The organism is Pluralibacter sp. (genome assembly GCF_019237635.1).
GTDB lineage: Bacteria > Pseudomonadota > Gammaproteobacteria > Enterobacterales > Enterobacteriaceae > Enterobacter_B.
This window is the reverse complement of sequence record NZ_JAFAGS010000186.1, coordinates 41,285-57,523: the sequence shown is the minus strand read 5'-3', so window position 1 is coordinate 57,523 and position 16,239 is coordinate 41,285. Positions and strand designations below refer to the sequence as shown.

The window sequence follows — 16,239 nt, the reverse complement described above, 5'->3', positions numbered from 1 at the left end:
TCAGAACTTGTAGCCGCGATGCAGCGCCACAATGCCCGCCGTCAGGTTGTAGTAATCCACACTGTCAAAACCCGCATCCTGCATCATCGCCTTCAGGGTCGGCTGATCCGGATGCATACGGATAGATTCTGCCAGGTAGCGATAGCTTTCCGCATCGTTAGCAACCATTTCACCAATACGCGGCAGTATGTGGAACGAGTAGGCATCGTAGGCCTTACTCAGCGGCTCGATAATCGGTTTGGAAAACTCCAGCACCAGCAGACGCCCACCCGGCTTCAGTACGCGGTACATGGAGCGCAGGGCTTTGTCTTTATCTGTCACGTTGCGAAGACCAAAGGAAATGGTGATACAGTCAAACGTGTTATCCGGAAAAGGCAGCGCTTCGGCGTTCGCCTGCACATATTCCACATTACCGACCACACCGATGTTGCGCAGCTTTTCACGCCCCATTTTGAGCATAGAGTCGTTGATATCAGCAAGAACGACGCGGCCCGTTTCACCAACCAGACGCGAAAACTTCGCGGTCAGGTCGCCGGTTCCGCCAGCCAGATCGAGCACTTTCTGCCCACGGCGCACGCCGCTGCAGTCGATGGTGAAGCGTTTCCACAAACGATGGATACCAAATGACATCAGGTCATTCATGACATCGTACTTAGCGGCAACAGAATGGAATACATGTGCCACCATGTCAGCCTTCTGCGATTTGGCGACCGTCTGGAAGCCAAAGTGCGTCGTTTCTTGTGAATCCTCAACCATCTCAATGCCTGCTTATCCAAAAAATGTTCGTCGAGTGTAACAGATTGGGCGCGTTTACCCTATGGTTCAACCTTGCTGCGAAAAGCGCGGGGAAACGCCGTGCGCCGCATCAGACGAGGTTAACGTGCGGTCTTCATTTGACGCCTGAGCATCGTGCAGGCGCGGTTCTTCCTCTGCTGCCGTGGCCTGCTCGACTAAATCCGGATTAATCTCGCGTTTGACCTCAACGCCGAGGTGGCGAAAGGACTCCGCCTGTACCAGTAAATTGCCACGTCCGGTGGCCAATTTTTTCATTGCCTGCCGATAGTTGTCCTGGGCTTTGTCGAGACTCTGCCCAATTGCAGACATATCATCGACGAACAACCGCATTTTGTCGTACAGGCGGCTGGCACGGTCGGCAATCTGTTGCGCATTGCGACTCTGGAGCTCATAGCGCCACAGATTGGCTATCGTGCGCAGCGCCACCAGCAGCGTCGTGGGGCTGACCAGCATAATGTTGTTTTTCAGCGCTTCGGTAATCAGTTCCGGCTGGCGGTCTATCGCCAGCAAAAACGCGGGTTCGACCGGAATAAACATCAGGACATAATCAAGGCTGCGCAGTCCCGGAAGCTGCTGATAATCTTTGCGGCCAAGCAGTCGGATATGGTTGCGCAGCGAGGCGACATGCTCCTGCAGCGCGACTTCCCGCACGCCGTCATCCTCCGCATTGAAATAGCGCTCATAGGCCACCAGCGTCATTTTGGCGTCAATAACCACATCTTTACCCTGCGGCAAACGGACGATGACATCCGGCTGCATACGCGCGCGGGACTCGGTCTCAATGCTGACCTGGGTCTGATATTCATAGCCTTCGCGCAGCCCCGAAGCCTCCAGCACGCGGGTTAACACCACTTCTCCCCAGTTGCCCTGGGTTTTGTTGTCGCCCTTCAGCGCCTTCGTCAGGTTGACGGCTTCCTGCGCCATCTGCGCATTCAACTGCTGCAGGTTGCGAATCTCATGGGCCAGCGTGTGTCGCTCCCTCGCCTCCTGGCCAAAGCTCTCCTGCACCTGGCGGCGAAAGCCGTCCAGTTGCTCACGCAGCGGCGTCAGCAACCCATGCAGGCTCTGGCGATTTTGCTCATCTACCCGCCGGTTGCTGTGTTCAAAGATGCGGTTGGCAAGGTTTTCAAACTGCTCGCTAAGACGTTGCTCGCTGTTCATCATCTGGCGAATTTTATCTTCGGCGTGCAGTTGGGTGGATTCCAGACGGGTAGAGACTTCACGGAGATCCGCCTCCAGAGAGGTGTTGATTTCACGCAGGCTGCGCAGCTCATTGTTCAGCAGCTCACACTCGTCGCGCCAGTGCTCATTTTGCGCAAGCTGTTGTTTTGCCGCGCTTAGCTCACCAAAGATATCCCGTTGTTCGGCCAGTAAATCCGCCTGCTGCTGCGCGTGACGGTAGCTTGCCGCCAGCCACCCGACCAGCATGGCCGCAAGCGCCACAACGGCATAAATAATGATAGAGATATCCACAACGCCCCCTGCATCAAGGTATTACCCGCACAAAATAGAATTGTGCTGTATAAACGTCCAGTTTGAAAGGAGTTTCCTGCGAGGCGCTACGCAAAAAGAAAAAGGCCGAACATGTCGGCCTTAATAAGGGAGGGGTCGATTACAGCAGGCGACGGGCGGCTTCCACCACGATTTTCACCGCGTGGCTTTCCGTCTGCTTCATGGTTTCCGCGTTCGGAATTTCCTGCTGGGTACGGTTAACAATAACGCCCGCCACCATACCGGCGCGCAGCCCCTGGCTGGAGCACATGGTCAGCAGCGTTGCGGATTCCATTTCGTAGTTCATCACGCCCATGGACTGCCACTCTTCCATGGAGCCTTTGAAGCGGTTCACCACGCGGCCGGAGAAGGTGTCATAACGTTCCTGACCTGGGTAGAAAGTATCTGAAGACGCGGTCACACCCACGTGGGTGGTCGCGCCAACGGCTTTCGCCGCGTCAACCAGCGCCGTGGTACAGGTGAAATCCGCCACCGCCGGATATTCCATCGGCGCGAAGTGCAGGCTGGCGCCATCAAGACGCACAGAAGCGGTGGTCACCAGCACGTCGCCGACATTGATATGCGGCTGAATAGCGCCGGTCGTCCCAACGCGCAGGAAAGTGCGAATGCCCAGCTGTGCCAGTTCTTCGACCGCGATGGAGGTGGACGGGCCGCCGATACCGGTGGAGCACACGATAACCGGTTTGCCATCAAGCTCAGCGCGCCAGGACGTAAATTCACGATGTGATGCCAGTTTTACCGGCTTATCCATCAGCGCGGCGATCTTTTCCACTCGCTCAGGATCGCCAGGGACGATAGCAAGCTGGGCCCCTTGTAAATCGTTTTTGGTGAGGCCGAGATGAAAAACATCAGACTTGGACATATAAAACTCCTCTGTGGGTCGATTTGTCAGCACAAGCAAAAAGGTACTTTACAGAAGCCACGGGACTCTTTTCGTGACGCCTATCACCACCAATGAAAATGATTGCATTAATTTTCCGTTAAATGGTGACCTCAATCACATTAACAGACTGTCCCTTCCGTTACTGCACAAAAGATAGCCCGTTTCTGGCACTGTGGATCGTTAACCTGCGGTCTATAGTTAACATTGCGCGACATGGCACAGTTTCAGAAGGTACGGAGAATACCATGACTCAAAAAACAGGTTTTGCACCTGCGGCCTCCCCCCTGGCCTCTACCATCGTCAGTACCCCAGAAGACGCGATTTCCTCAGGAGAGACGTCAATCCCCTCGCAAGGCGACAACATGCCGGCGTTCCATGCCCGCCCCAAACAGGCGACTGGCCCGCTGCCGGTAGTTATTGTGGTACAGGAAATTTTCGGCGTGCATGAGCATATCCGCGATATCTGTCGTCGCCTGGCGCTGGAGGGCTATCTGGCCATTGCGCCGGAACTCTATTTCCGCCAGGGCAATCCTGACGATTATGCTGACATCCCCTCACTGTTCAGCGGGCTGGTGTCTAAAGTTCCCGATACCCAGGTGCTGGCCGACCTCGATCATGTCGCCAGTTGGGCATCGCGCAACGGCGGCGATGTCCATCGCCTGCTGATTACCGGGTTTTGCTGGGGCGGGCGTATCGCCTGGCTGTATGCCGCGCATAATCCGCAGCTTAAAGCCGCCGTGGCCTGGTATGGCAAGCTGGTTGGCGAGAAATCGCTGAACTCGCCGAAACACCCGGTGGATATTGCCGTTGAGCTGAATGCGCCGGTCTTAGGACTGTACGGCGGCCAGGATGCCAGTATTTCGCCAGAGAGCGTGGAGACCATGCGCCACGCGTTACGGGCAGCCAATGCCCATGCGGAAATCATCATCTATCCGGATGCCGGGCATGCCTTCAATGCGGACTACCGTCCGAGCTATCACGAAGAATCGGCGAAAGACGGCTGGCAGCGGATGCTGGAATGGTTTTCGCGCTACGGCGCCAAAAAATAAAGCAAAACAGGCCCGGTTTCCCGGGCCTGTTTACAGATAATGCCTTGCTTATTCCTGACGCAAATTCTGTGCCGCTTTCACCATGTTCGCCAGCGCGCTGCGCGTTTCCGGCCAGCCGCGGGTTTTCAGGCCGCAGTCCGGGTTCACCCACAGACGTTCCGCCGGGATACGCTGGGCGGCTTTCTTCAGCAGGGCTTCAATCCATTCCACGCTCGGGACGTTCGGGGAATGGATGTCGTACACGCCCGGGCCGATTTCATTCGGGTACTCGAACTCTTCGAACGACTCCAGCAGTTCCATATCCGAACGCGAGGTTTCGATGGTGATCACGTCAGCATCCAGCGCCGCGATAGCATCCATGATGTCGTTGAACTCGCAGTAGCACATATGGGTGTGGATCTGCGTGTCATCTTTCGCCACCGCGGCGTTGATGCGAAACGCCTCTACGCCCCAGGCCAGATAAGCATCCCAGTCGCTGCGCTTAAGCGGTAAACCTTCGCGCAGCGCCGGTTCATCAATCTGAATGATGCCAATCCCTGCCGCCTCCAGATCCGCCACTTCATCACGCAGCGCCAGCGCAATCTGTTTGGCGATAGTTTCACGGCTGACGTCTTCACGCGGGAATGACCAGCAGAGGATCGTCACCGGGCCGGTCAGCATGCCTTTTACCGGCTTGTCGGTGAGCGACTGAGCATACTTCGCCCATTCAACGGTAATCGCCTGCGGACGGCTGATATCGCCGATAACCACTGGCGGCTTCACGCAGCGTGAACCGTAGCTCTGCACCCAGCCGTTCTGGGTGAAGACGAATCCGTCCAGATGCTCGCCGAAATACTCCACCATGTCGTTACGTTCCGCTTCGCCATGCACCAGCACGTCCAGCCCCAGGCGCTCCTGCTCAACAATCGCCTGTTTGATGTGTTCGGCAATGCCGGTACGGTAGTGGTTGGCATCCAGCGCGCCCTTTTTGAAGTCCAGACGCAGACCGCGAATCTCTGTGGTTTGCGGGAAAGAGCCGATGGTCGTCGTCGGCCATGCTGGCAGGTTATAGCGCTCGCGCTGGGCTTTCGCGCGCTGCGGATACGGGTTCTGGCGCTGGCTGTCCTGGGCGGTGATCGCCGCCAGGCGTTTCTCAACGGCGGCATTATGTACACGCGTAGAATGGCGGCGAGCCTGAATCGGTTTGCTCCACCCGGCAATCGCCGCCGTCTCGCCGCTGTTCAGCGCATCGCGCAGCAGGGAAAGTTCGTGGCATTTTTGCAGCGCGAAGGCGAACCAGTTCTTCACTTCCGCATCCAGACGCGTTTCAACGCTGAGATCGATAGGGCTGTGCAGCAAGGAGCAGGACGACGCCACCCACAGCTCACGTTTACCCACGAGGTCCTTAATCTGCGCATATTTCTCACTCAGATCCGCGCGCCAGACATTACGACCGTTCACCAGACCGGCAGAGAGCAGCCAGTCCGCTGGCAGACGTTGGTGCAGTTCGGCAACCGCGTCTTTACCGTGTACCAGATCAACGTGCAGGCCCTGTACCGGCAGCGCGGTGATGGTATCGAGGTTCGGCGTCACGCCTTCGAAATAGGTGGTCAGCAGCAGTTTCGTCTGCCCCGCGAGTGCGTCATAGGCTGGCTTAAAAGCGTCCAGCCACGCCTGCGGCAGCTCAAGCACCAGGCTCGGTTCATCAATCTGCACCCACTCAACGCCGCGTTTAGCCAGATCAGTCAGCACCTGCTTATACACCGGCAGGATATCGTTTAGCAGGCTCAGACGGTCGAATGGCTCGCCTTTCACTTTACCCAGCCACAGATAAGTCACCGGCCCCAGCAGCACCGGCTTCACGCTGTGGCCGAGCGCCAGCGCTTCGTCCACTTCATCCAGCAACTGAGTCCAGGTCAGTTTGAACTGCTGGCCCTTCGTGAACTCCGGCACCATATAGTGGTAGTTAGTGTTAAACCATTTGGTCATTTCCGCCGCCGCCGCCGGCTCACCGGTCGGGGCACGACCGCGACCGATGCGGAACAGGGTATCGATATCCACGGAGCCGTCGTTGTTCTGATGACGAGTCGGCACGTTGCCGAGCAGCAGGCTGGTGGTCAGCACATGGTCGTACCAGGCAAAATCACCGACCGGCAGCAGGTCGATACCGGCCTCTTTCTGCTGTTCCCAGTGACGAGCGCGCAGCTCGCGCCCCACAGCCAGCAGCGTTTCACGGGTGGAATTGCCCGCCCAGTAGCTCTCTTGCGCTTTTTTCAATTCGCGACGCAGGCCGACGCGAGGAAACCCGAGGGTGTGGTTACGAACTGTCATGTGATGCCCCTTGTCTGATGCGGTTTTGATGTATTTAGCCATCCAGATGTTTACACATCCATAATCAGCAGGTACTGTATATTCCTCAAGCGCAATTTATTCATGCCGAAGTGAAGGACATTCATGATCGAGATAAAACACCTGAAAACGCTGTTGGCGTTGCGAAACAGCGGATCGCTGGCGGCGGCGGCCGCGACGCTGCATCAGACGCAATCCGCGCTTTCTCACCAGTTCAGCGATCTGGAACAACGCCTTGGCTTTCGGCTTTTTGTCCGCAAGAGTCAACCACTGCGCTTTACCCCGCAGGGCGAGATCCTGTTGCAGTTGGCCAACCAGGTGCTGCCGCAGATAAACCGCGCGCTACAGGCCTGTAATGAACCGCAGCAAACCACGCTTCGCATCGCCATCGAATGCCACAGCTGTATTCAGTGGCTGACGCCCGCGCTGGAGAATTTTCGCGCCAGCTGGCCGCAGGTGGAGATGGATTTTAAATCCGGGGTGACGTTTGACCCGCAGCCTGCGCTACAGCAAGGGGAGCTGGATGTGGTCCTGACCTCCGATATTCTGCCGCGCAGCGGTCTGCACTATTCCCCAATGTTCGATTATGAAGTGCGTCTCGTCCTCGCGCCGGAACACCCATTGGCGGCCAGGACGCGCGTGACACCGGAAGATATCGCCAGCGAAACGCTGCTTATCTACCCGGTACAACGCAGTCGCCTGGATATCTGGCGCCATTTTCTGCAACCTGCCGGGATTAGCCCGCAGCTTAAGAGCGTCGATAATACGCTGCTGCTGATCCAGATGGTTGCCGCCAGAATGGGGATTGCCGCGCTGCCACACTGGGTGGTGGAGAGCTTTGAGCGCCAGGGCCTGGTGGTGACCAAAACCCTGGGCGAGGGGTTGTGGAGTCGACTGTACGCCGCGGTTCGCGATGGCGAACAGCGCCAGCCGATCGTCGATGCGTTTATTCGTTCAGCGCGGAGCCACGCCTGCGATCATCTACCGTTTGTGCGGAACGCGGAGCGACCCAGTGGCGATGGACCCACAGTGAAGCCATTATCACCAACGCGCCTGTGATAAAGCTCGACCAGTGCGGCTGCTGTTGCCAGATAGCCAGGTTCACCAGCAGGCCAGCCGGAACATGCACGTTATTCATGATCCCCAGCGTACCGGCATCGACCTGCGTCGCGCCGTAGTTCCACATAAAGTAGCCGAGGCCGGAAGCAACAACGCCCAGCCACACCAGAATCCCCCACTGCAGCGTGGTGGTCGGCAGCTTCTGCGGGTTGCCGAGCATAAACCAGGCCGCTACCGCCACGATAAACGCCCCCAGATAGAACCAGGCGAACGCATTGTGCTGCGGCATAGGATGAACCTCCATCAACCGCTTGTAGCCCACCATCCCGACAGCGAAGCTGATATTGGCAAGCTGTACGAACATTAACCCGGTCCAGAAATGATCGCTGACTTTGTCATAGCGAATAATCGCGGCGCCAATCACCGCCAGCAGCGCGCTCAGAAGATAGCCCCAGCGCAGCTTACGCTTACTCAGCAAGTCATAGATCAGGGTGATGTAGAGCGGCGTGAGCACGGTGAACAGCAGAAATTCCGATACCGTCAAATAGAGGTAAGCCCGGAAGCTGAACAGGTACATGATGCCGAGCTGCAATGCGCCGACCAGCATATACAACAGCAGTGTACGTAGCGACTGACCGCGCGCGCGCAGGAACGGCAAAAAAACCAGCGCGGCAAGCCCCACGCGCATCAGCACTGAGAAATAGCTGTCCACGTGCCCGGCCAGGTACTCGCCAATTAGGCTGAATGAGAAGGCCCACAAAATGGTGGTAACGATCAGTAACGCCACAATGAAACTCTCTTTGAAGAATGAAAACGCATTGTAGCGAATCAATAAGTTGACAACTGAGCAAAAAGAAGACAATCAGATTCAGCGTTTTCCTGGACAAGATTGATCCCTCGCTGATGGTCCCCTTGCGGAAAAGCCCCAATACTGAACGCCACTATTTGCTGAGGGTTTCGCGTGTAAAATGGACTTTGTGGATGAGCATCACCTCCTGCCAGGCCTGTTCGGCCAACTCGCCGCCTCGCGCGCCAGGCTCCTGCACGCGATTCGCAACCAGCAACTGGAGATGCGCTACCAGCCCATCATGCGTCTTGACGGCGACAGCGTCGCAGGCGCCGAAGCGCTGGTTCGCTGGCCGCAGCGCAACGGCCAGTGCATCCCGCCGGACAGCTTTATCCCTTTTGCCCGCGAAACCGGCCTGCTCAATCTGATGACACGCTGGATTGTCGACCAGGTTTTCGTCGATGTGGGCGGCTGGCTACGTCAGCACCCGCAGTACTACGTCTCCATCAACATCGAACCTGACGACCTGTCAACGACGGCGCTGCTCGACCGCCTCGCCTTCCTCTGCCAAACGCATCAGGTTCGCCCGCAGCAAATCGCCCTTGAGTTAACCGAGAACAGCGAAATAAACCCCTGGGATATTGCCGAGACCGCCGCCCGCTATCGCCAGGCCGGGCATGCGCTTTTTCTCGATGATTTCGGTAGCGGCTACGCCAATATGAATTATCTTCAGGCGCTGACCTTCGACATGCTAAAAATAGACAAGACGCTGGTCAGCGCCGCGCCGGACAACAGCGTGCTGCCGCAACTCATCGCGTTCGCGCGCTCGCTATCGCTGGAGCCGCTGGCGGAAGGCGTGGAGACCCCGGCGCAGCGCAACCGGTTGAAAACGCTGGGCGTGGTTTATGCGCAAGGGTGGTATTACAGCAAAGCCCTGGCCAGCAGGGCTTTTATTCAGTGGTGTGCTGACAGACGCAGTCAGTCCTGATGGAGGAACATATGGCGCAGGTAGTGCGGCACGGCGTCATCGGCGTTGCTGCCAATGACCTCCAGCTCCGGGTGCAGATCTTTCAGACGCTGGTGGGCGTTTTGCATGATGCAGCCTTTGCCCGCCATAGAGAGCATCTCCGCATCGTTCATGCCGTCGCCAAAAGCGATACAGTCTTTCAGGTTGTAACCCATGATTTGCGCCACCGCTTCCAGCGCATGACCTTTCGATACGCCGCCCGCCATGACTTCCAGACAGGTTAAGGTGGAGAAACTGACGTTGACGCGATCGCCCCAGCGCGCGTTAATCGCCTGCTCCAGCGGCAGCAGCACGTCGTGGTCCGGCGAGGTGAAAAACACCTTGCTGACACCCTCTGGCTCCAGCAAACCCGGTTCGTACAGCGCGTAGTTGAAGACCGCCTCTTTGAAAAAACGCATCTCTTCCGGGCGGTGGCGGTTCATAAACCACTCATCGTCGCGATACACGTTGGTGACGATATCCGGGTTGTTACTCACTACGCCGAACAGATCGGCGGCAATATCGCGATCGAGGTTATGCGCAAAAATCAGATTACCGTCAGTGTCGTGTACGCGCGCGCCGTTGGAGGTGATCATAAACGCTTTGATCCCCAGACCGTCCCGGATTTGCGCCACGTCGATATGATGGCGGCCGGTGGCGAAAACGAAATTAATGCCCTTTTCCGTCAGCAGCTTCAGGGTCTCTTTGGTGTAGGGGGACAAACGATGGTCGGGATTAAGGAGCGTGCCATCCAAATCAGACGCAACAACCTGGTACATAAAAGAATTCAACCTCTAAGTAAGAGCGGCGTTATCGCCGGATTAATCATGTCGACAAAAAAAATCGACGATGGCATGGAGCGCGACTGAGCGCATAACGTCCTTTTCAAAAAGGATCTCATGGTAAGCGCCTTTGATGACAAGCGGCGTCTCCCCTTCGCAGGGATGGCCGGCTTCGGCGCGTAATTCACAATAACGGTCGTGCATGCGGTTATCCACAACGCGTTCTTCCTGCGCCTGAATAAGCAACACAGGCGTCCTGTCGTCGCTGGCGCCAGCGAGGATCTCTTCGCCCGCCAGTACCCCTTCACGCACCCAGTGGTACGTTGGCCCACCGACGCGCAAATCGGGATTATCGGCATAAAACCCCAGGTTCCGTCGATAACGTTCACGGCTGTGCGTCAGGATATTGAGGCTAAACGGCAGGGCGTGCCAGCGCCCGGTGCCCATGGCATAGCTTTCCCGAACACGCTGATGGCCCTCAGCCCAGTCGAGAATATGGCGCACCATCCAGTCCGGAAAACGCATCACGATGCCGAACATCGGAGCGCTAAGCGCCATCGCGTCGCACACCCCGGGATGGCGCTGTAAAAACAGCGTGGCAATCGCGCCGCCCATTGAATGCGCGAGAATAAAGCGCTTACGCCAGGGCCCTGACGCCACCTCCTGCTGCCAGAACGCGGCGACGTCGTCTACATAGTCGCTGAAGTTCACCACGTGCCCGCGATGGGTGTCGGAGAGCATGCGTCCGGAGAACCCCTGCCCGCGGTGGTCGATAATCAGAACGTCAAACCCGCAGCGGAACAGATCGTACGCCAGTTCGGCGTACTTAACATAGCTTTCGATACGCCCGGGACAAACGACAATCACCCGATCGTGATAGCTCGCATGGAAGCGCACAAAACGCACCGGGACGCCGTCCACGCCGGTAAAGACCGCCTCTTCTCGCTGGCGCCAAAAATCATTGAGCGGCCCCATCGTGAAGGAAGCAAACGCGTTTTCTCTTGTACTCCAGTCCTTTTGCTGCCGAAACATCGGGTATCCGCCCTCGTTAACCGCGGAAGATCGTTTTTTTATGGCGTGTCACACAACACACAGACAATAGCGTATTGTGGCATAAAAACAGACAATCAGGGAGATTCTCATGACCTTTGAGTGGTGGTTCGCCTACCTGCTGACGTCCATTATTCTCAGCCTTTCACCCGGCTCCGGCGCCATTAATACCATGACGACCGCCATTAACCACGGCTATCGCGGCGCGGGCGCGTCGATTGCGGGTCTGCAAACCGGGCTGGGTATTCATATTGTGCTGGTGGGCGTGGGTCTGGGCACCTTGTTTTCGCGCTCGGTCCTTGTCTTCGAAGTACTGAAGTGGGCGGGCGCCGCCTACCTTATCTGGCTTGGGATACAGCAGTGGCGTGCCGCTGGCGCAATCGATCTGAACGCGCTGGCGCAAACGCAATCGCGCGGTCGGCTGTTTAAACGCGCCGTGTTTGTCAACCTCACCAACCCGAAGAGCATCGTTTTCCTCGCTGCGCTGTTTCCGCAGTTTATCATGCCGAACCAGCCCCAGGTGATGCAGTATGTCGTATTGGGCGTGACTACAATTGTGGTGGATATCATCGTGATGATTGGCTATGCAACGCTTGCGACGCGCATCGCGGCATGGATCAAAGGCCCACGGCAGATGAAAGCCCTGAATAAAGTGTTTGGTTCGCTGTTTATGCTGGTAGGCGCGCTGCTCGCGTCAGCACGCCATGCGTGATTAGCGGGAGATGATCAGGTGGATGCCGAAACCGGCGAACAGGGTACCTGCAACGCCGTCAATCCATTTCGCCATGCGCTGATAGCCGCGGCGCATGGTCGGTAGGGCAAAGAGGCTCGCCACGATAGTAAACCAGGCGAAGGTCTCGACGATGATCAGCAGGAAGATGCCCCAGCGCTGGGCGGTGCCCACGTCATCCCCCACGAACAACGAAAACACGGAGCCGAAATAGATAATCGCTTTTGGGTTCGCAAGATTGGTCAGCAGCCCTTTCAGGAAGCTTTTGCCGCTTTTCGCCAGCTCGACCTTCGGCGCATCTCCCGGCGCTTCGTTTTTCTTCAGCGCGCCGCGCAGCATCTGATAACCCATCCAGCACAGATACAGACCGCCGCCGAGCATGATGATGTTGTGCAGCCAGGCCATTTTTTCGATGATCAAATGTAAGCCAAGCAGCGCAACGCCTGCCCACACCATGACGCCTGCGGTAATACCGAGCACCCCCATCATCGCCTCTTTACGGGAACGACTGACGGCAGTTTGCGATACAAAGAAGAAATCCGGGCCGGGGCTCATCAGCGCAATGATGTGCACCAGCGCAACGGTCATAAATAGCATTAACATGGGATACCCGGGGAGAATAGTTTACCGAGTCATTATCCTGGCACTTTTTTATCCAACTGACTACTCCTCATCATCGCCGTCGACGTGGGAGCGAATAAGCGCCATAAATTCCCGGCCAAAACGTTCAAGCTTACGCATCCCGACGCCGTTGACGCTCAGCATTTCGCTGGGACTGACCGGCATCTGCTCGGCCATTTCGATAAGCGTGGCGTCGTTAAAGACCACATAAGGCGGAATATTCTCTTCATCGGCGATGACTTTACGCAGCTTGCGCAGTTTGGTAAACAGCTTACGGTCGTAATTGCCGCCATAGGATTTTTGCGCCACCCGCGGCTTGAGGGCGACGATACGCGGCACCGCCAGCTGTAGCGGCGCTTCGGCGCGCAGTATCGGGCGCGCCGCCTCGGTAAGCTGTAGCGCCGAATGGTGCGCGATATTCTGGGTGGCGAAGCCGAGGTGAATCAGCTGGCGGATCACGCTGACCCAGTGCTCATGGCTCTGCTCGCGGCCAATACCGTACACCGGCAGCTTGTCGTGCCCCAGCTCGCGGATGCGCTGGCTGTTCGCGCCGCGCAGCACCTCCACCACATAGCCCATGCCGAAGCGCTGGTTGACGCGGTAAATGGTCGACAGCGCCTTGCGCGCATCCTCCAGCCCGTCGTACTGGCGCGGCGGGTCGAGACAGATATCGCAGTTGCCGCAGGGCTCCTGACGCCCTTCGCCAAAGTAGTTCAGCAGCACCAGACGGCGGCAGGTTTGCGCCTCGGCAAACGCGCCCATCGCGTTAAGCTTGTGGCGTTCGATATCCTGCAACTGCCCGGCGGGTTTCTCCTCCAGGCAGCGGCGCAACCACGCCATATCGGCCGGATCGTAAAACAGCATCGCTTCGGCAGGCAGGCCGTCGCGCCCGGCACGTCCGGTTTCCTGATAGTAGGATTCGATGTTGCGGGGAATATCAAAATGCACCACGAAACGCACGTTGGGTTTGTTGATCCCCATACCGAACGCCACGGTCGCCACCACGATTTGCAGGTCGTCGCGCTGGAACTTCTCCTGCACGTCGGCGCGGATATTGTTTTCCAGCCCGGCATGATAGGCCGCCGCGCTATAGCCGCGGCTTTGCAGGCGGGCGGCGGTGTCTTCCACCTTCGAACGGCTGTTACAGTAAATAATACCGGACTTGCCGCGCTGTTCCTGGACGTAGCGCATCAGTTGATCGAGGGGTTTAAACTTCTCCATCAGCATGTAGCGGATGTTCGGGCGGTCAAAGCTGCTGAGCTGGATAAGCGGGTCGCTCAGCCCCAGCAGCCGCACGATATCGCGACGCGTGGTGTCATCCGCCGTGGCGGTCAGCGCCATAAACGGCACCGCCGGGAAACGCTGGCGAAGCTGACCCAGCGCGGCATATTCCGGACGGAAATCATGGCCCCACTGGGAAATACAGTGCGCTTCATCGACCGCCAGCATCACCGGGTTCCAGTGCGCCAGGTGTTCGAGGAAGTTATCCAGCATCAGGCGTTCCGGCGCGATATACAGCAGGCGGATTTTACCGGTACGGCAGCCCGCCATGACCTCAAGCTGCTGTTCGCGGTTCTGAGTCGAGTTCAGGCACGCGGCGGCCACGCCGTTGGCAAGCAACTGGTCGACCTGGTCTTTCATCAGAGAAATGAGCGGCGACACGACAACCGTCAGGCCGTTGAGTACCAGCGCGGGGATTTGATAACACAGCGATTTACCGCCACCGGTGGGCATGACGACCAGACAGTCGCGGCCTTCCAGCGCGGTTTCAATGATGGTTTCCTGGCCCGGACGGAACTGCTGGTAGCCAAAGGTTTCCTGCAAAACCTGCTTCGCCAGCGATGCCTGATTGAATACTTCCGCCTGCGCCACGTTAACCCCATTGCCAAAATTAAAACAGGCGCTATTTTCAGCGTCTGAGCAAGAAACTGCAACGTTTAACGCAAAATCCTTCGAGGGGGCTAGAACAAATCGCTCCGCACCGGGTCGTCACCCACGCTCTCCCACCAGCAACCCGCCCGGACGGGTTCGCATTGATGCTGTTCTCCTGAGCAAAATGGTTTATCAATATTTCTCGCGATGGCGTCATCTTACCTGTTTACCCCTTTCTGCCCTTCAGTTCTGTCACAATGGTGGAAATCAACATTTAATAAGCATAAAATCAACATTTTCATAACCATCGGAAAAGTTTCATGTCTGCAGAACTGACGGCCGAAGCCGTCCTCAGGCTGGTGGGCGAAATGTTCGTTTATCACATGCCGTTTAACCGCGCGCTCGGCCTTGAGCTTGAGCGCTATGAGAAAGATTTCGCGCAACTCAGTTTTAATAACCAGCCAATGATGGTCGGCAACTGGACCCAGAGCATTCTCCACGGCGGCGTTATCGCCTCAGCGCTGGATGTTGCCGCAGGCCTGGTCTGCGTCGGCAGCACGCTGACGCGTCACGACACGATCAATGAAGACGAGTTGCGCCAGCGTCTTTCCCGCATGGGGACTATCGATCTGCGCGTCGATTATCTTCGCCCTGGCCGCGGCAACCGCTTTACCGCCAGCAGCAGCCTGCTGCGCGCGGGCAATAAAGTGGCGGTCGCGCGCGTAGAACTCCATAACGAAGAGCAGCTTTATATCGCCAGCGCGACCGCCACTTATATGGTGGGTTGAGCGGGTGAAATCGGGTAACATTGCTTTACTTTTCTGTCACGGATTTAACCGATGGACGCTAAACAAACGCGGCAGGGCGTATTACTGGCCCTTGCCGCTTATTTCATTTGGGGCATCGCTCCGGCCTACTTCAAGCTTATCCACTACGTTCCGGCGGATGAAATTCTGACCCACCGTATTATCTGGTCGTTTTTCTTTATGGTGGCGCTGATCACCGTTAGCCGACAGTGGAACGGCCTGAAAAAGCTGTGGCAAACGCCGAAGAAAATCGTCTTCCTGGCGCTCTCTGCGGTGCTGATCGGCGGAAACTGGTTGCTGTTTATCTGGGCGGTGAATAATCACCATATGCTGGAAGCCAGCCTCGGCTACTTTATTAACCCGCTGGTGAATATCCTGCTGGGCATGGTGTTCCTCGGCGAGCGCTTTCGTCGTATGCAGTGGCTGGCGGTACTGCTCGCCGCCTGCGGCGTACTGGTGCAGCTATGGACGTTCGGATCACTGCCGGTGATAGCCCTGGGGCTGGCGTTCAGCTTCGCCTTCTACGGCCTGGTGCGCAAGAAGATAGCTGTCGATGCGCAGACCGGCATGCTGGTGGAGACGCTGTGGCTGCTGCCGGTAGCCGCTATCTGGCTGTTCGGGATTGCCGACAGCCCTACCAGCCATTTAACGCAAAACCCGTGGTCGCTGAATCTGCTGCTGATGGCGGCGGGTATCGTCACCACCATACCGCTGCTGTGCTTTACCGGCGCGGCCACCAAACTGCGCCTTTCAACGCTGGGCTTTTTCCAGTACATCGGCCCGACGCTGATGTTCCTGCTGGCGGTGATGTTCTACGGTGAAACGCCGGGAGCGGACAAAATGGTCACCTTCGGCTTTATCTGGGCGGCGCTGGCCATCTTCATTATGGATGCGGTCTACACGCTGCACCGCACGCCGAAATCCTGACGCGCCGACGCCCGGGCCACCGGGCGTCGCGA

Annotated in this window: 15 protein-coding genes; 6 read left to right on the top strand and 9 right to left on the bottom strand. The window is 57.3% G+C overall.

The features are described 5' to 3' along the window. From ubiE to udp, 3 genes are all read right to left on the bottom strand, one after another. Entirely contained in the window at nt 1-756 is a 756-nt protein-coding gene (ubiE, locus tag JO226_RS22790; protein ID WP_013368148.1) for a bifunctional demethylmenaquinone methyltransferase/2-methoxy-6-polyprenyl-1,4-benzoquinol methylase UbiE, read from the bottom strand. Between the two features lie 66 nt (nt 757-822). Continuing rightward, nucleotides 823-2,268, bottom strand: coding sequence for a DNA recombination protein RmuC (gene rmuC, locus JO226_RS22785; protein ID WP_296407782.1), 1,446 nt, complete (start codon nt 2,266-2,268; stop codon nt 823-825). A gap of 139 nt (nt 2,269-2,407) precedes the next feature. After that, nucleotides 2,408-3,169 (bottom strand): uridine phosphorylase, encoded by a 762-nt coding sequence (gene udp / locus JO226_RS22780; protein WP_296407780.1) that lies wholly within the window; start codon nt 3,167-3,169, stop codon nt 2,408-2,410. Between the two features lie 266 nt (nt 3,170-3,435). Here udp and JO226_RS22775 point away from each other — a divergent pair, with 266 nt between their 5' ends. Next, nucleotides 3,436-4,239, top strand: coding sequence for a dienelactone hydrolase family protein (locus JO226_RS22775; protein WP_296407778.1), 804 nt, complete (start codon nt 3,436-3,438; stop codon nt 4,237-4,239). A 48-nt stretch (nt 4,240-4,287) separates the two neighbouring features. Here JO226_RS22775 and metE read toward each other — a convergent pair whose 3' ends face one another. Continuing rightward, the gene (gene metE, locus JO226_RS22770) at nt 4,288-6,549 is read right to left on the bottom strand and encodes a 5-methyltetrahydropteroyltriglutamate--homocysteine S-methyltransferase (protein WP_296407776.1); all 2,262 of its coding nucleotides are present in this window, start codon (nt 6,547-6,549) and stop codon (nt 4,288-4,290) included. Nucleotides 6,550-6,672: 123 nt separating this feature from the next. On the opposite strand from metE, the gene metR reads away from it, so the two are divergent. Beyond that, nucleotides 6,673-7,626: an HTH-type transcriptional regulator MetR gene (metR, locus tag JO226_RS22765; RefSeq protein ID WP_296407774.1), complete on the top strand. Its 954-nt coding sequence runs from the start codon at nt 6,673-6,675 to the stop codon at nt 7,624-7,626. Here metR and JO226_RS22760 read toward each other — a convergent pair. Beyond that, nucleotides 7,514-8,413, bottom strand: a complete 900-nt coding sequence (locus tag JO226_RS22760) for a carboxylate/amino acid/amine transporter (RefSeq protein WP_296407773.1) — start codon at nt 8,411-8,413, stop codon at nt 7,514-7,516. The two genes, metR and JO226_RS22760, sit on opposite strands and share 113 nt — an antisense overlap. A 181-nt stretch (nt 8,414-8,594) precedes the next feature. On the opposite strand from JO226_RS22760, the gene JO226_RS22755 reads away from it, so the two are divergent. Then, nucleotides 8,595-9,401 (top strand): EAL domain-containing protein, encoded by an 807-nt coding sequence (locus JO226_RS22755; RefSeq protein ID WP_296407771.1) that lies wholly within the window; start codon nt 8,595-8,597, stop codon nt 9,399-9,401. Here the strand turns inward: JO226_RS22755 and yigL are convergent. Then, a complete protein-coding gene (gene yigL, locus JO226_RS22750) occupies nt 9,392-10,198 on the bottom strand; it encodes a sugar/pyridoxal phosphate phosphatase YigL (RefSeq protein WP_296407770.1) in 807 nt (268 codons plus the stop codon). The genes JO226_RS22755 and yigL overlap by 10 nt on opposite strands. Nucleotides 10,199-10,240: 42 nt before the next feature. Beyond that, on the bottom strand, nt 10,241-11,233 hold the full coding sequence (pldB, locus tag JO226_RS22745; protein ID WP_296407769.1) for a lysophospholipase L2: 993 nt from the start codon (nt 11,231-11,233) through the stop codon (nt 10,241-10,243). Between the two features lie 109 nt (nt 11,234-11,342). Between pldB and rhtB the strand changes: the two genes are divergently transcribed. Then, a complete protein-coding gene (gene rhtB / locus JO226_RS22740; protein ID WP_296407768.1) occupies nt 11,343-11,963 on the top strand; it encodes a homoserine/homoserine lactone efflux protein in 621 nt (206 codons plus the stop codon). Here rhtB and rhtC read toward each other — a convergent pair whose 3' ends face one another. Further along, nucleotides 11,964-12,584, bottom strand: coding sequence for a threonine export protein RhtC (gene rhtC, locus JO226_RS22735; protein WP_296407767.1), 621 nt, complete (start codon nt 12,582-12,584; stop codon nt 11,964-11,966). A 60-nt stretch (nt 12,585-12,644) separates the two neighbouring features. Then, complete coding sequence (recQ, locus tag JO226_RS22730) at nt 12,645-14,474, bottom strand: ATP-dependent DNA helicase RecQ (RefSeq protein WP_296407766.1); 1,830 nt, start codon at nt 14,472-14,474, stop codon at nt 12,645-12,647. A gap of 320 nt (nt 14,475-14,794) precedes the next feature. Here recQ and yigI point away from each other — a divergent pair, with 320 nt between their 5' ends. Continuing rightward, nucleotides 14,795-15,262: an acyl-CoA thioesterase YigI gene (gene yigI / locus JO226_RS22725; RefSeq protein WP_296407765.1), complete on the top strand. Its 468-nt coding sequence runs from the start codon at nt 14,795-14,797 to the stop codon at nt 15,260-15,262. Between the two features lie 51 nt (nt 15,263-15,313). Further along, nucleotides 15,314-16,207 (top strand): EamA family transporter RarD, encoded by an 894-nt coding sequence (gene rarD / locus JO226_RS22720; protein ID WP_296407764.1) that lies wholly within the window; start codon nt 15,314-15,316, stop codon nt 16,205-16,207. Nucleotides 16,208-16,239 lie beyond the last annotated feature (32 nt).

Coding starts and splice junctions, on each gene's coding strand:
- ubiE (WP_013368148.1), bottom strand. CDS start 756: ATGGTTGAGGATTCACAAGAAACGACGCACTTTGGCTTCCAGACGGTC.
- udp (WP_296407780.1), bottom strand. CDS start 3,169: ATGTCCAAGTCTGATGTTTTTCATCTCGGCCTCACCAAAAACGATTTA.
- JO226_RS22775 (WP_296407778.1), top strand. CDS start 3,436: ATGACTCAAAAAACAGGTTTTGCACCTGCGGCCTCCCCCCTGGCCTCT.
- metE (WP_296407776.1), bottom strand. CDS start 6,549: ATGACAGTTCGTAACCACACCCTCGGGTTTCCTCGCGTCGGCCTGCGT.
- metR (WP_296407774.1), top strand. CDS start 6,673: ATGATCGAGATAAAACACCTGAAAACGCTGTTGGCGTTGCGAAACAGC.
- JO226_RS22755 (WP_296407771.1), top strand. CDS start 8,595: ATGGACTTTGTGGATGAGCATCACCTCCTGCCAGGCCTGTTCGGCCAA.
- yigL (WP_296407770.1), bottom strand. CDS start 10,198: ATGTACCAGGTTGTTGCGTCTGATTTGGATGGCACGCTCCTTAATCCC.
- pldB (WP_296407769.1), bottom strand. CDS start 11,233: ATGTTTCGGCAGCAAAAGGACTGGAGTACAAGAGAAAACGCGTTTGCT.
- rhtB (WP_296407768.1), top strand. CDS start 11,343: ATGACCTTTGAGTGGTGGTTCGCCTACCTGCTGACGTCCATTATTCTC.
- rhtC (WP_296407767.1), bottom strand. CDS start 12,584: ATGTTAATGCTATTTATGACCGTTGCGCTGGTGCACATCATTGCGCTG.
- yigI (WP_296407765.1), top strand. CDS start 14,795: ATGTCTGCAGAACTGACGGCCGAAGCCGTCCTCAGGCTGGTGGGCGAA.
- rarD (WP_296407764.1), top strand. CDS start 15,314: ATGGACGCTAAACAAACGCGGCAGGGCGTATTACTGGCCCTTGCCGCT.